Source organism: Cochlodiniinecator piscidefendens, assembly GCF_011326755.1.
Classification (GTDB): domain Bacteria; phylum Pseudomonadota; class Alphaproteobacteria; order Rhodobacterales; family Rhodobacteraceae; genus Cochlodiniinecator; species Cochlodiniinecator piscidefendens.
The window spans coordinates 83,616-97,062 of the sequence record NZ_JAAOIE010000002.1 but is presented as its reverse complement, the minus strand read 5'-3'; the positions used below and the strand labels follow the sequence as shown (position 1 = coordinate 97,062).

Annotated in this window: 11 protein-coding genes and 1 pseudogene; 2 read left to right on the top strand and 10 right to left on the bottom strand. The window is 51.4% G+C overall.

The window, feature by feature from the left end; all coding sequences use genetic code 11:
* Positions 1-52: 52 nt before the first annotated feature.
* The 3 genes from G9C99_RS05205 to G9C99_RS05195 are packed head-to-tail and all read right to left on the bottom strand — an operon-like array spanning position 53 to position 4,462.
* On the bottom strand, positions 53-886 hold the full coding sequence (locus tag G9C99_RS05205) for a transporter substrate-binding domain-containing protein (protein WP_166416404.1): 834 nt from the start codon (positions 884-886) through the stop codon (positions 53-55).
* A gap of 25 nt (positions 887-911) precedes the next feature.
* The gene (locus G9C99_RS05200) at positions 912-2,951 is read right to left on the bottom strand and encodes an NADH:flavin oxidoreductase (RefSeq protein WP_166416403.1); all 2,040 of its coding nucleotides are present in this window, start codon (positions 2,949-2,951) and stop codon (positions 912-914) included.
* On the bottom strand, positions 2,948-4,462 hold the full coding sequence (locus G9C99_RS05195) for a trimethylamine methyltransferase family protein (protein ID WP_166416402.1): 1,515 nt from the start codon (positions 4,460-4,462) through the stop codon (positions 2,948-2,950). Before G9C99_RS05195 ends, G9C99_RS05200 begins: the two co-directional genes overlap by 4 nt.
* 105 nt (positions 4,463-4,567) lie before the next feature.
* On the opposite strand from G9C99_RS05195, the gene G9C99_RS05190 reads away from it, so the two are divergent.
* The gene (locus G9C99_RS05190; RefSeq protein ID WP_166416401.1) at positions 4,568-5,515 is read left to right on the top strand and encodes a LysR family transcriptional regulator; all 948 of its coding nucleotides are present in this window, start codon (positions 4,568-4,570) and stop codon (positions 5,513-5,515) included.
* Between the two features lie 66 nt (positions 5,516-5,581).
* Here G9C99_RS05190 and G9C99_RS18320 read toward each other — a convergent pair.
* Positions 5,582-5,736 (bottom strand): annotated as a pseudogene (locus G9C99_RS18320) (IS3 family transposase); the annotation flags it as partial.
* Between the two features lie 305 nt (positions 5,737-6,041).
* Positions 6,042-6,668, bottom strand: coding sequence for a thermonuclease family protein (locus tag G9C99_RS05185; protein ID WP_231703990.1), 627 nt, complete (start codon positions 6,666-6,668; stop codon positions 6,042-6,044).
* A gap of 420 nt (positions 6,669-7,088) precedes the next feature.
* Here G9C99_RS05185 and rlmF point away from each other — a divergent pair, with 420 nt between their 5' ends.
* Positions 7,089-8,015, top strand: a complete 927-nt coding sequence (rlmF, locus tag G9C99_RS05180; protein ID WP_166416400.1) for a 23S rRNA (adenine(1618)-N(6))-methyltransferase RlmF — start codon at positions 7,089-7,091, stop codon at positions 8,013-8,015.
* Positions 8,016-8,187: 172 nt separating this feature from the next.
* On the opposite strand, the gene G9C99_RS05175 is transcribed toward rlmF, so the two are convergent.
* The 5 genes from G9C99_RS05175 to G9C99_RS05155 form a co-directional block, all read right to left on the bottom strand.
* Positions 8,188-9,117 (bottom strand): 2-hydroxyacid dehydrogenase, encoded by a 930-nt coding sequence (locus G9C99_RS05175; protein WP_166416399.1) that lies wholly within the window; start codon positions 9,115-9,117, stop codon positions 8,188-8,190.
* A gap of 82 nt (positions 9,118-9,199) precedes the next feature.
* Complete coding sequence (gene proX / locus G9C99_RS05170) at positions 9,200-10,174, bottom strand: glycine betaine/L-proline ABC transporter substrate-binding protein ProX (RefSeq protein WP_166416398.1); 975 nt, start codon at positions 10,172-10,174, stop codon at positions 9,200-9,202.
* Positions 10,171-11,136, bottom strand: coding sequence for an ABC transporter permease (locus G9C99_RS05165; RefSeq protein WP_166416397.1), 966 nt, complete (start codon positions 11,134-11,136; stop codon positions 10,171-10,173). Before G9C99_RS05165 ends, proX begins: the two co-directional genes overlap by 4 nt.
* A gap of 1 nt (position 11,137) precedes the next feature.
* A complete protein-coding gene (locus tag G9C99_RS05160; RefSeq protein ID WP_166416396.1) occupies positions 11,138-12,016 on the bottom strand; it encodes an ABC transporter permease in 879 nt (292 codons plus the stop codon).
* Positions 12,017-12,020: 4 nt separating this feature from the next.
* Complete coding sequence (locus tag G9C99_RS05155) at positions 12,021-13,052, bottom strand: quaternary amine ABC transporter ATP-binding protein (protein WP_166416395.1); 1,032 nt, start codon at positions 13,050-13,052, stop codon at positions 12,021-12,023.
* Between the last annotated feature and the right edge of the window lie 395 nt (positions 13,053-13,447).

Sequence of the window (13,447 nt, the reverse complement as noted above, 5' to 3'; positions counted from 1 at the left end):
GGATGTGGGCCGAGCATTAGTCGGCCCACATTTTAGTTAATTTGAGCCGGGTTTAGTTTGTAGATGTGAAATCTGTGCCGTACCATTTTACTGAGAGCGCGCTCAGTGTGCCGTCTTCGCGCATCGCGGCCACGGCAGCGGTAATCGCGGCGGCTAGCTCGGCGTCACCCCTGTCAATTGCCACAGCCAGTGGTTCAAAAAACACAGGATCGCCTAAGATCTTGAACGGATAGCCATTTTCCGCTGCTGTTAAGATTGCGGGAAGCGCATCAATGGTTGCATCTAGGCGCACGCCATCCCCCAAACGCAGATCGTCAAACACAGCGGATGATCCACCATAGGAACGGATCTCGCCTGGCATCACTTCATAGCTGAAGGATGGAACACCTTCGGCATCGATCGTCAGATCATGTTGAGCGTAGGCTTCATAAGTTGACGAACTACCCACACCGAACTTCATGCCGTTCAAGTCGGATGCTGACGTTGCAGAACTATCTTCGTGTATCGCGATAACGGCTGGTGTGTAGTAGTAAACAGCGGGGAAGCTAAGAACTTCAGCCCGTGCGGTGGTGGGAGTCATCGAACCAACAGAAACGTCCCAGCGGCCAGACCAATTCCCCGCAGTGATAATTTCCCAAGCAGGGGTGACAAACTCCGCTTCTACGCCCAAACGATTGGCGATTTCCTTAGCGACATCAACATCAAAACCATCCATTTCGTTGTCGTCGTTCAAGAAGCTTTGCGGGGCCCAATCCGCAGAGGTCGCAATTATAAGTACCCCATCAGCAGTAATCCGGTCCATGGCGTCGCCAGCAAGTGATGCTGTTGCGGAAACGGCCAACGCAGTGGCAGCAGCAGTGGTGAAAAGGCGTCGAGTAAGGGTCATTTTGGTTCCTCCTGAAGATGACCTGTCACAGCCAGACTGTGAGGCGGTATGCCTCAAGCAGGGCTGCATGGATTGATCGCGATGTCAGTGCATCGCCGATCCGGTGAAGTGAAAATCCTGGGTTTTTTGGTGATGGCTGTGCACGCCATGTCGCTAAGGCATCGACATCCGTCATACCCGCATTGTCGGCTTGATCTGCAAGCGCGTCCCAAACCTCAGTTAATGGGTCGGTCGCCGCTTCGATCAAAATCTGATCGGCTAAGTGTTCTTGTAAATCGCCTGTCAATTCATGGCGCAATGTGGCGCGCAAACGGTTCCCGTCGCGGGTAATTTTGCCCAAGCGTACATAGGGCAGAACGCGGGCTCCCTGTGCTGCCAGCCGTTTGTGAAACACGATCTGATCGGGATAACCCATTTCAGTTGCAACATGCGCGTCGATGGTTGCAACCGTCACATCATGCCCTTGTTCAGACAAGTGATCGGCGGTCGATACGGCCTCGTGCCGGCCGGTGTGATCGCATATCAAGATGGCACCCGCGGGTTTCGCATCACCCGACAGGATATCCCAACTGCTGATGGCAAGCTCTGCACCAGGGATTTCTGTTTCCGCAGGCATGCCGCCGGTGGCAACAAACACATGGTCCGGGTTTTCAGCCAAAACGTCATTTTTATCGGCATAGACATTGCAGCGAACATCTACGCCCAGGTGCTGAAGCTCTGCGTCGCGCCAGTCCACAATGGAAATCAAATCCTGACGCCAACTTGCCTTTGATGCCAAACGGATTTGCCCGCCCAGTTGCGGGGCAGCTTCAAATAGAACGACTGTGTGCCCACGTGCGGCCGCAACGCGTGCAGCCTCCATTCCCGCCGGACCGCCGCCAACAATCACGACTTTCTTGCCCGGGGTGTCACTTGGCGTCACTTCCATGGGAAGGTGGATCTCACGGCCCGAAGCGGGGTTGTGAATGCAGTGAGGTTTTTTATAAAGGCAATGCGATGCGCCAATGCAGGGCCGGATGCGTTCCTCGTCACCGCGTATGATCTTGTTCACAATCTGCGGATCCGCGATATGGGCGCGTGTCATGGCGATCATATCAACAACCTCGTCGCGCACAGCATAACGTGCGTTGGCGACATCGGTGATCCGAGCCGCATGGAAAATGGGGACCCCCGCGACGCGTTTAAATTCAGCTACCTGATCCAAATATGGGGCCAGTGGTCGGTTCATGCCGGGCATGTTTTCCTCGACCAGTTTGACCTCTGTATCCATCCGGCCAACATTGCAGTTGAAGAAATCCACCGCCCCTTCGCGACGTAGGATTTCAGCAATCTGGCAGGCCTCGTCAAACCGCAATCCGCCTTCGCCTTCATCCAAGGTAAGGCGCATGCCGACAACGAAGTCATCGCCGACCTGACGTCGGATTTCCTCATGGGCCATCAGCGCAAACCGGGCCCGGTTTTCAACGCTGCCACCAAAACTGTCGATGCGCTGATTGGTCATGGGCGAAAAAAACTGGCCGATCAGGTGGGAGGCGGCCAAGGTTTCGATGCCATCTAGCCCACCTTCCTTGCAACGCTTTGCTGCTGCGCCAAAGGCTTTGACCACGCGATCAATATCAGTGTGGTTCATTTCACGTGGGAAATTGCGGTGCAAATCCTCACGCACAGCGGATGGGGCAATGGCTGGCAACCATGCGTCTTCCTGCGCGTCCCCGCGTCTGCCCAAATGGGTGATCTGGCACATAAGCGCAGTGCCATGTTGATGGATGCGTTCGGAGAATTCTTGAAAAAACGGGATAATCCGATCAGTGCCGACATCAAGTTGGTTAAAAACCGATGGGCTATCCGGTGCGATGTTGGAACTGCCGCCAAACATCGTCAGGGCCAATCCACCTTTGGCCTTTTCTTCATGATATCGCTGATATCGTTCAGCGGGCATGTTCGCATCATCCATGGCCGAAGCATGAGATGTGCTCATGATCCGGTTTTTGAGTGTCATGCTGCGAATGGTCAGGGGTTGCAGCAAGGGATCCTTGCTGGCGGTCAAGCTGGGTGACATGTTCATGCGAATGTATCCGGCAAAGCGGCCTTGCGGCGGCTGATAAATTCGATCAGAGCGGCGTCAACTTCGGGATCCATCGGCGGGCGTTGATATTCCGACAGCATTTGTTTGCGGCGATGCATCGCACGCTCTGCGGCATCCATGCTGCCCTCAGCGTTCCATTGTTCAAAGCTGTCGCCATTGGCGTTGCTTGGAACGTAAAAGGCAGTTTTGTAACGCTCCATAGTGTGCGCAGCGGTTAGGAAGTTGCCTGCTGGGCCAATCTCGGCGATCGCATCCAGGGCCAAGGCATTGGGGCTGGTATCTACCTCTGTCATCATGCGTGCGGCGGCACCCAACATATCGCAATCAATCAAGAATTTATCGAAGTTGGCGACCAATCCTGCCTCTAATGTTCCTGTCGCGTGGATAAAGAAATTCACCCCTGCCAGCATTGAAAACATCATATAAAGCGCGCCTTCCCAACCGGCCTGCGCATCAGGGATTTTAGAGTTGGATGAGCTGCCCCCACATCGGAATGGCACCCCCAAACGACGGGCAAGCTGCCCGGCGATCAACAAGCTTTTCCAGGTTTCATCATAACGGATCGGGCTGCCAGATTTCATCGACATGCCAAGCATCATGAAGCCGTAGATCACCGGTGCGCCTGGGCGGATCAATTGGGTTAGGGCCATGCCGACCAGCGTTTCGGCCAAAGCTTGGGCGGCTGATCCGGCGACTGTTGTCGGGCTGGACGCCCCCGCAATCATGAACGGCGCTATTACACAGGCCTGTCCCGCCGCCGCATAAACATGGGCCGCATCCAACATAGTTTCGTCCAACACCAAAGGCGAGTTCAGGTTGATTAAGGCTGAAACCACACAATTTTGATCCACAAAATCTTTGCCAAAAGCGATTTCGCACATCCGCATGGTGTCCTCAGCACGGCTTTTTTCTGTAACCGCGCCCATAAAACACTTATCGGACAGGGCGAGATGACCATAGTTCATATCCAGATGCCGCTTGGACACGGGAACGTCTGTTGGTTCGCAAATCGGACCGCCCGTGTGGTGCATTTCTGGGGCCATATGGGCCAGTTTTACAAACGTGTTGAAGTCTTCCAGAGTTCCATAGCGCCGTTCAATGTCGGTTGCGGCCACAAAAGGGGGGCCGTAAACTGGCACCATCACCAGAGAATTACCACCAATGCGTACTGATTTCGCCGGGTTTCGGGCATGTTGGGTAAATTCGCTTGGTGCATTTTCCGTAATAAGCTTGCGGCAAAACCCACGCTCAAACGTCACGCGTTCACCTTCCACATTGCAGCCAGCAGCCCGGAGCAATTGTAGGCTTGGTTCATGGCTGACCTGTACGCCGATATTGTGCAAAATATCCTCGGCGGCCGCTTCGATTGCAGTGATCTGTTCTTCGTTCAAAATGTCATACGTGGGCGCAGTACGGGTCAAATACGAAGGTTGATCCGCGACTGTATCAGTATGGCTTGATTTTGTGCGACGGCGGCGGCGTTCGGACATGCGGTAGGTTCCTGAATTCTAAGTTCTGTGAATTTCAGGAATAAAGCACGCTATTCGATCTCATTTAAATATGGTTTAGTTTCATGTATATGATAACTTGAATTCATGACCTTACGCCAAATGATACCCTCCACCCAATCTTTATTCGCTTTTGAGGCTGCTGCACGCACCTTGAATTTCACAGATGCGGGACGGGCACTTAATGTGACGCAACCTGCGATCAGCAAGAGCATCGCGGCGCTTGAATCCTATATTGGATGTCACCTGTTCGTGCGCAGCAAAACAGGTCTTTCATTGACTCGGGAAGGCGAGCTTTTAAACAGTGCCATTCGTTTGTCATTTCCAGCTCTGGAGAACGCTCTAAAACAAATTTCACGGGCCAAACACGTCGGGCCAATGGTTCAACTTTCATTGTCCACAGCATTTGTGACCCATTGGTTGATGCCGCAGCTTGAAGAGTTAAAGGGCGCCTTTCCCGATATGTCGTTGGGGTTTTCACTGGATATTGGGGAAATGCGGGGGCCTGTTGCTCCGGCTGACCTGGGGCTACGTCACGAATTGGAAGTTAACCCGAATGAGTTCTCCATCCCCTTTGCACCGGAATGGATTCTTGCCGTGGCATCCCCGGAATACATTGATCGCCACGGCACACTGGATGCTCCAAAAACAGGATCTCAGCACGCCTTAGTGAAGTTAGATCAACCCCGCATTTCCTGGAACCACTTTCTGGAGCAGACAGGTCAGGCAATTCCAGAAGGCCTTCCGGAATTGCGTGTGCCCGATTATTCCATTGTCTTACAGCAAGCATTGAACGGAAAAGGCGTTGCTCTGGGATTTGCAAGCGCTATCGGGTATTTAGTATCCAATGGCCTGCTACGGCCCGCGCTGCCCGTCAGCTGGCAAACCGGCTTTTCTTACACATTAACCAGTCCAGAGCCCCCGATAATCGACTCAAGCGTGGATCAAATTTCCAACTGGATTAAAGACCAAAGCCGTACACAGTTAAAACAAATGGAGAGTCTGGTCTCAATATCCCGAGCACGCGCTTTCTGAGGGAATGAGATGCCTCTCTATTGGTCACTGAACTTGTCCCGCATAGGTTCCGACCTCTCAACTTATTTAGGTAACCTTTGGTTCAAAGGCCAAGGGACTTTTGCACTCTAACGACGAATGCCGTCGTCGTGAATTATAGAACCCGTTGATATATTGGAATATCGCCCCTTTGCTTGGTGACGTGTACCCTACTTTTTACGCCAGACCAGCTCTGCCTTGATCACTGTCCGACAGGGTATTGCGAAGCAATGTCCCGAAAGGGGGGCTGAAGAACGTTTCCACCATGCACGGCAATGGTTTGTTTACAAACTATGAGAGTGGTGATGACGCGGCGGGAGTACAGATTAAGGATAACGGCCCCGTTGAAGCGTTGTTGATCGGGAAGGACGATTGAGGGTGGAAAATGCTCTGTCACTGCTAGTTGGTTTTTGGGTCGGTATCGGTAGTGGAAAGTCGCTGACGCAGCGAATGCCTAGAACGGCGGGCAGCACCGCATCATGGGAATGCCCGGTTAGAGCCGAGGTCTTCATTTTCCCTTGCTTTCACCATTCTTTCGCGCGTCAAATTTTTCCCAAACATACATGCGGCCTTTTTGGCGCGCGTCGGCAAGCCAAAGCTTCTTGCGGATTCCTGTGACCTCAAGATTGCTGTATTTCCCTCCAGAGAATTTGGGCCAATCGATAGCAAGACCTTGCTTAACCATCTCCTCGGATAGGTCACGGCCATCGGGCAAGAAGCACTTTGCAACTGTGCGGCCATATTCGTCTTCATCAGTGATTTCGGCGCGTATCCTATGGCCCTTACATAGATGTACCATAGCCCACTTGGCCTTCTGGCCGTAAGGGTGATGAAGTTCCGGTGCGTCTATCCCATATATTCGCACTTGGGTCTTTTGGATCGTAATCGTGTCACCATCTGTAACGTAAGCAGGCCCTTCCAACACGCGCGGCAGCGTGACTGAGTGAGCGGTCGCTGCATCGAACACCTCGCCATCTAGTGGCGCACCAGAAGGCGGCGTCTTTGGTAGCGGGGAAGAAGCGGTGATGCTGCGACCTGCTTTATAGGCAGATGTTTCTCTAACTGGTTTCCTGTTTGGTTTAGCCTTAGGCCGGTTGGTCGGCTTAAACAGCGCTCTTAAAAGAAATTTCAACATGGCGGAACTGTACGAGGCACTACCTTTCAGGGCAAATGAATTGCACAGACACTAAGCGAAAATTCTTCAATCTGCCAAGAGGTTGTATCTGTTAGGTGCCTCTAGGCGAGCCGCTCGTCCTGCACTGAATAAGTCAACTGCAGTGAAAGTCCGGCAGGATGGCCTCGTTGCAGCTTTGAGGCGATTGACGAACGGCAGTTAAGGGCCGTGATGGACGTACAAATTGGATTGGTATAATGCTGCAGGTTAGAAAATCAGGCTCAAAAACATGATGACAGCAACGCACTCCAAATGAACGGTCCAACCATCATATAACGGTGGGTTCACCTCGCTCCCTGTTTTACTATTTGTGCACCAGGGCGTAAAAGCAGAAAGCCGTCTGTCGAGCGACGTCTACAAAACTTTGATGAAGGCGCCCCCATGGCCACCAGAACCAAGCTACACCCTCGCAATCAACACTCACGAGGTTATGATTTCGAATTTTTAGTCGCGCAGACACCCGAGCTTGGGGCCTTCACGATCGCTAACCCAGCAGGTCAAGCGACGATTGATTTTCAAGACGTGAGCGCCGTCCGTATGCTTAATCAGGCTTTGCTGAAGGCGCATTACGATATTGATTTTTGGGATATTCCCGTCGGGTACTTATGCCCACCAATTCCCGGCCGGGTCGACTACATCCACTATCTTGCAGACTTGCTTGCAGACAGCAACAACCAAGAAATCCCGCGTGGCCGCAATATCAAGGCGCTGGATATCGGCACTGGTGCAAGTTTGGTCTACCCGCTTACGGGTCAGAGCGAGTACGGTTGGCACTTTACTGGCGTCGATATCGACGCGGGCGCGATCGCATCGGCGAAGAAAATATGTGAATTCAACAAGTTGGAAATTACCCTTCGGCACCAGAAAAAACCTGAGAATATCTTTCGTGGCGTGATCCAGCCCAACGATGCGTTTCACCTAACTATGTGCAACCCGCCTTTTCATTCGTCCATGGAACAAGCGAATAAGGGCACCCAACGTAAGTGGGCGAACCTTGGCAAAGGTCATTCAAAAAAGCTCAACTTTGGTGGTCGAAATGCTGAGCTTTGGTGCCCCGGCGGCGAAATTAAATTTGTTGCCCGTATGGTTGAACAGAGCGTCGAGTTTGCCGACCAATGCCTGTGGTTTACCTCGCTGGTGTCGAAAAAAGAAAATCTCGAGCCCCTTTCCCGAATTCTAAAAAGAGCAAAGATTGCTGATTATAAAGTCGTCGAAATGGCTCAGGGGCAAAAAACAAGTCGTTTTATTGCTTGGACTTACAAGAAGAAATACCAGCGCTCCCTGTTCGCTAAGGGAGATCGGGCATAGCGACCCCTTGTCAGAGCTCTTTAATGAAGCAACGTCTGCTTCGATTACGCCGCATCGCAGTGTCCCAGAACACTGCCGAACCTCGCCTTTGAGTTGCTCAAAGTAGGAAATTGCCTAAGTCGAACTACGATCAGACAATTCCAAAGAACCCAAAGAAGTTTGGTGTAATTTTCTAGTAGCCTCGTTGTAAATCAACGATAGGCCAAGGTTTTTCACCATTTAACGCGCGGTGAATATGACTCGCAATAAATTGGGCAGCTGATCGTTCGTTGGAAGGGGCAGCTGCATGTGGGGTTACATTTACCTTCGGGTGTGTCCAATACCATTCATTTTGGGGGAGAGGCTCGTCACGGAAAACATCCAAAGCTGCGGCTTCGATTTTACCAGTATTGAGCGCCTGACGTAAATCGTCGTCAACAATTGTTGCTCCACGACTGCAGTTAATCACAAAGGCGCCGTCAGGCATCATTTCGATTGTTTCTTTATTAATAAGGTCAGTGGTTTCTGGAGTCAGAGGTAACAAATTCACCAATATACTTGCACGAGATAGGGCGTGTCGAAGGCTTCCTTCGCCATGTAGGCAATCAACACCTGTAAGGCTTTTTTGGCTTTTGCTCCAACCAGTCACTTTGAAACCAAGGTCACTCAGGCGTTGACAGGCATCCAAACCCGTTTGGCCTAAACCTAATATGACAACGTTACGTTCTTGATTGTCCCGGTAGAGGTGGCGCTTCCAAACTTTTTCCGCCTGTTGACGTTTGTAGAGATCATAAAAGCGATGAAAGTGAAGAACCCAATGTAGGATATGGCAAGACATGTCCTGAACCAGCATATCATCCTGCAGTCGCACGATAGGGACATGCAAAGGAGTGTCAGGATCGTCAGTTATGTGGGTAACTCCCGCACCAATAGAAAATATGTACTTAAGATTTGGGAATTGCTTCAACCGCCCTTTAGGCGGAGCCCAGACCACCGCAAACTGTACATCCTTGGGGTCACCAAGGGCTTGTTCTGTTCGGAGGTCAACATGGGATAATGCGGTTCCAAAGGCGTCTTGCCATATGTCTGCCGTCGATTGTTCCCAATGAAAATAGATCGCCATATGATCCTCATAATGTGCGTGAAGGTGAATGGGCACCGCGTTGCAATACGGCGCCCATTGTCTAGTAAATTCTGTGGGCTGATTAGTTAGCGGCAGCCTGCGCATTCACGATGAGTGAATCAAAAGAATCTTGGTTTGTAACAATCCAGTCGTGCGCGATTGCGCGGATATCTGAGGCGGAATCTTCACCCGCGTTGATCCGGGCCATCATTGCGTTGAGATCTGAAATCGGTAAACGCAAGCCATCCAAAAACGTAGCAGCAGCCGGGTTCGCTTCTGCAAAGTCACGGTTGATGAGAATGTAGTTATCGTTTGCACCAAAGCCAGGGTTGCGGCCATCTTCCCATTCGGTGTCGGCATTTTCGTTGCCAGGCAGCGACGAGAAAGGTGCATTTAGGAACACGACATCTTCGCCCGGAACCAAAACTGAATTGATCCAATTGGGGGCCCAAGCGGTGTAGAAGATTGGTTGGTCAGCCTCGAAACGTTCGATGGTGTTCGCCATCAACGCAAAGTACTCACCTTTGTCGTTGTTGATATGATCCCGCAATTCATACGCATCAAGATGATGTTCGATCACGGCTTCGCATCCCCAACCAGGATTACATCCCGTCAAATTTGCAAGCCCATCCCCATCAGTGTCGAAGATGGCCGCGATTTCAGGATCTTGCATCTGAGCCAGATCTGTAATGCCATGGGCATCCGCTGTAGCCTTGTCGATAAAATAGCCTTGCATCGCGTCAGTATAGGTTGGCCCTGCGCGAACAAAAACGTCTTCGCCGCCAGAATTGTTATAGTAATCGTTATGGAGTGGCACCCAATGAACTGCTGTATAGTCCGCATCACCCTGACTAAGACTTAGGTGAATTGCAGGATATGCACCTGTCAGCATTTCTTCGCTTTGATCGCCAAGCGCACTTAAACCTTCTTGGATGACTTCGTAGATCAGCTGGTGATCTGGTCGTCCGGTGCCGATTGGCTGGACTTCATCTGCGAACACCGGCGCAAAAATGAGCGGTGAAATAGCTGCGGATGCTAAAAGAAGTTTCTGTTTCATAGGGTCTCCTCCTCGGTTGGTATGTCTTGTGTTTTCTGGCTGGTGCTAAAAAGGGCACGTAGGTGGCCGACTGGTCCTTGTTCCCACAGGCTATGGCCGTTGCGGTCGCGGCGTGTCAGGCCAAAACCTTGGGTGATACGATCGAAAACCATAGCAAGAAGCACGATGCCAACGCCGCCAGTTGCTGCGCGTGCCATGTCGAGTTGGCTTATCCCGACCAAAACCAACCGTCCCAATCCAGCAACTGAAATCATCGATGCGATCACGCTCATTGCGAGGGAAAGCATAACGGTTTGGTTCAAGCCAGCCATGATGGTCGGGCGGGCAAGTGGCATTTCTATTGCCCAAAGTAACTTCCAGGGCGATGCACCAAAAGCATTGCCTGCCTCCACGAGATCCTCCCTGACACTGCGAAGCGCGAGATTGGTCAATCGAATGAGCGGAGGGGTGGCAAAGAAAGCCGTCACAATTACGCCGGGGACATTGCCAATACCAAACAGCAAAATCACGGGCACCAGATAGGTGAAAGACGGCACCGTTTGCATGAAGTCTAGAATAGGTCGAACGATGGCCCACATTAGATTGCTACGCGAACACAAGATCCCTACGGGTAAGCCCGCCATTGTCGCAAGCAACACAGCACTTGTCAGGACTGACAGGCTGGTCATAGCCGCGTCCCATGCCCCAATCAGTCCGATTGTGGTCATCGCGAAAAACGCTAGTAATCCAGTGGCGCGGTTAACGACCTGCCAGCCCAAAAGGCCGATCAATAAAACGATCAGTGTTTGCGGAGCACCGCGTAGGCCGTCTTCGATCAAATCAAGCAATATTTTAACAGGGACTTTCATTGCGCGAAAGACGTCTCTGAAATTTGAGGTTAGCCAACGAATGAAGTCGTTTGCCATATCTGCAAGCGGTAGATGCAGGATGGAAAATGGGTCAAGAAGAGTTGAAATATCCATCTTATGTGCCTCCTCCTTTGCGCTGGCGACCTGAGCGCGAAGAGCCAAGTGCCTGAGTATAACGGTCAACGAAAATGGCGGTCATCACGATTCCAAGGCCGCCGACTGTGGCTGATCCAAAATCTAAACGCCCAATTCCCTCAAGCACCATTCGCCCCAATCCAGCGACCGAAATCATCGACGCGACAACAGCCATGGAAAGAGACAATAAAACGGTTTGATTGAGCCCGGCCAAAATCGTCGGGCGTGCCAGGGGAATTTGGGTTCCAAACAGAATTTTCAATTCACTCGCACCAAAGGCTTTGGCTGCTTCGACTAAATCTTCACGCACTTCGCGTATGCCGAGATTGGTTAAGCGGATGAGTGGCGTGATCGCAAACAGGCATGTAACGATAACGCCGGGGGCGTCACCAATCCCGAATAACATGACAACTGGCACCAAATATACAAACGATGGGATGGTCTGCATAAGGTCAAGTACGGGGCGGAGTATACTTAAGAAACGGTCACTACGTGCCGCAAAAATTCCGATAGGTAGGCCGATCAATACGCATATCACAACGGCGGTTAGCACCACCGACAGGGTGATCATTGCTTCTTCCCAAGCCCCGATGAGCCCGATGAAGCCAAGGCAGGATAGACCAATGAGCGCCAGTTTCCAACCTGACAAAACCCAACCTAAAATTGCAACAAATAGCAATCCCAAAAGAGGAGGGACCGCCACGAGGCTACCTTGGATGAGGTTCAAAAAACTTTGCACAGGGGCTTTCGCGGCAAGTAGCGGGCTGCGCCAGCGATCAACCACTGCATTCAATGCAATTTCAGACCAATCGCCAAAAGGCACTGTGACATAATCAAAGGGATTTAAGATCGGGTCCATAAACCTAAACCCTCGCTAGATCAGATTGTACTGTCGCGAGAACGTCGGCCTGTCCAATCCTGCCCAAGACGGTTTCCCCATCTTTTATTGCCAGATGATCAGCACCTTGCTTGAATGCATCGAGCAATGCGGGAAGGGGGGTGGAAGGTCCAAATACGGGGGCGTTTGGCATGACTGGTTTGTTCGTCATGATTTCGGCAGCTGAGATGTATTTCAGCGTGGAAATTGACTGAACAAAGCGCGCGACATAGTCGGTTTCCGGTCGCAATACGATGCTTTCGGGGGTGCCGGTCTGCACGATGCGTCCGTCTTTCATGATCGCGATACGGTTGCCCATTCTCATGGCTTCATCCAAATCATGGGTGATGAAGAGCGTGGTCTTCTTCATCTCGCGTGATAGCTTTAGGAATTCATCTTGCAGGTCTTTGCGGATAAGTGGGTCCAACGCGCTAAAGGGTTCATCCATGAGCAAAATGTCAGGGTCGGCTGCCATCGCACGGGCAAGCCCAACGCGTTGCTGCATTCCCCCTGACAATTGGTCTGGATACCGCTCCCCCCATCCTCCAAGGCCAACTTTTTGCAAGGCTTCCTCGGCGGCAGATCGACGTTTGTTGCGTGGGCTGTTTTGCACTTCGAGCCCAAAGGCCACATTTTCAGCGATTGTTTTATGAGGCCAAAGCGCCATGTGTTGAAAAACCATTCCGATTTTTCGCGCTCTCACGTTGCGAAGTTCTGTTGCATTCAATGCCATCACATCGCGCCCTTCGACATGGACCTGCCCGGCGGTTGGCTCTATCAGTCGGTTCACGTGCCGAATAACGGTGGATTTCCCCGATCCAGACAGGCCCATGATACAAAAAACTTCGCCTTCGTTGACGGTAAAGCTGGCATCGGCGACCCCGATAACGCAGCCAAACTGCTTGAGCGCTTCTTCTTTGTCGACCTTGCCTGCCTGCGCCGCAGCAAGTGCTTCGGCAGAGCGGGCGCCAAAGATCTTCCATAAATTCTTGCAATGTACTGGAGGTGTGGTTGTCATTTGATTACGATTTCACTCCTGTCTTGTTTGGAGATAGTTGCACGAAACAACCATCCGCCAATCTGGATTAATTTAACCCCCAACGTAATTTTAAATTACGCTGCGAACAATCTCAGGTATTTTGTAGTGAGTGTATTTAGATATCCGTATTTACAGTTGGATATGCATATGATTGACGAAACTGCATTGAATATACCCATCAATTTAAAGTTTCACCCTGTCTCTTGGTCGCAAGGGTGACGCTGATTTCCTGAGATGTGGATTGAAAAACTGAGTGCGATTTCTCTAATTTTAGCCAACTTAGGTAACTTTGGATTACTCAAGGGGCAACATTTTGGACGTTGCTCTAGCGGCCCTCTAAGCGCGTTAATCAGCACATCATAAAAGGAAGCCGA

What these genes read in the sequence shown, in the direction of transcription:
- G9C99_RS05205 (WP_166416404.1), bottom strand. Translation starts at nt 886, where the DNA reads ATGACCCTTACTCGACGCCTTTTCACCACTGCTGCTGCCACTGCGTTG.
- G9C99_RS05200 (WP_166416403.1), bottom strand. Translation starts at nt 2,951, where the DNA reads ATGAACATGTCACCCAGCTTGACCGCCAGCAAGGATCCCTTGCTGCAA.
- G9C99_RS05195 (WP_166416402.1), bottom strand. Translation starts at nt 4,462, where the DNA reads ATGTCCGAACGCCGCCGCCGTCGCACAAAATCAAGCCATACTGATACA.
- G9C99_RS05190 (WP_166416401.1), top strand. Translation starts at nt 4,568, where the DNA reads ATGACCTTACGCCAAATGATACCCTCCACCCAATCTTTATTCGCTTTT.
- G9C99_RS05185 (WP_231703990.1), bottom strand. Translation starts at nt 6,668, where the DNA reads ATGTTGAAATTTCTTTTAAGAGCGCTGTTTAAGCCGACCAACCGGCCT.
- rlmF (WP_166416400.1), top strand. Translation starts at nt 7,089, where the DNA reads ATGGCCACCAGAACCAAGCTACACCCTCGCAATCAACACTCACGAGGT.
- G9C99_RS05175 (WP_166416399.1), bottom strand. Translation starts at nt 9,117, where the DNA reads ATGGCGATCTATTTTCATTGGGAACAATCGACGGCAGACATATGGCAA.
- proX (WP_166416398.1), bottom strand. Translation starts at nt 10,174, where the DNA reads ATGAAACAGAAACTTCTTTTAGCATCCGCAGCTATTTCACCGCTCATT.
- G9C99_RS05165 (WP_166416397.1), bottom strand. Translation starts at nt 11,136, where the DNA reads ATGGATATTTCAACTCTTCTTGACCCATTTTCCATCCTGCATCTACCG.
- G9C99_RS05160 (WP_166416396.1), bottom strand. Translation starts at nt 12,016, where the DNA reads ATGGACCCGATCTTAAATCCCTTTGATTATGTCACAGTGCCTTTTGGC.
- G9C99_RS05155 (WP_166416395.1), bottom strand. Translation starts at nt 13,052, where the DNA reads ATGACAACCACACCTCCAGTACATTGCAAGAATTTATGGAAGATCTTT.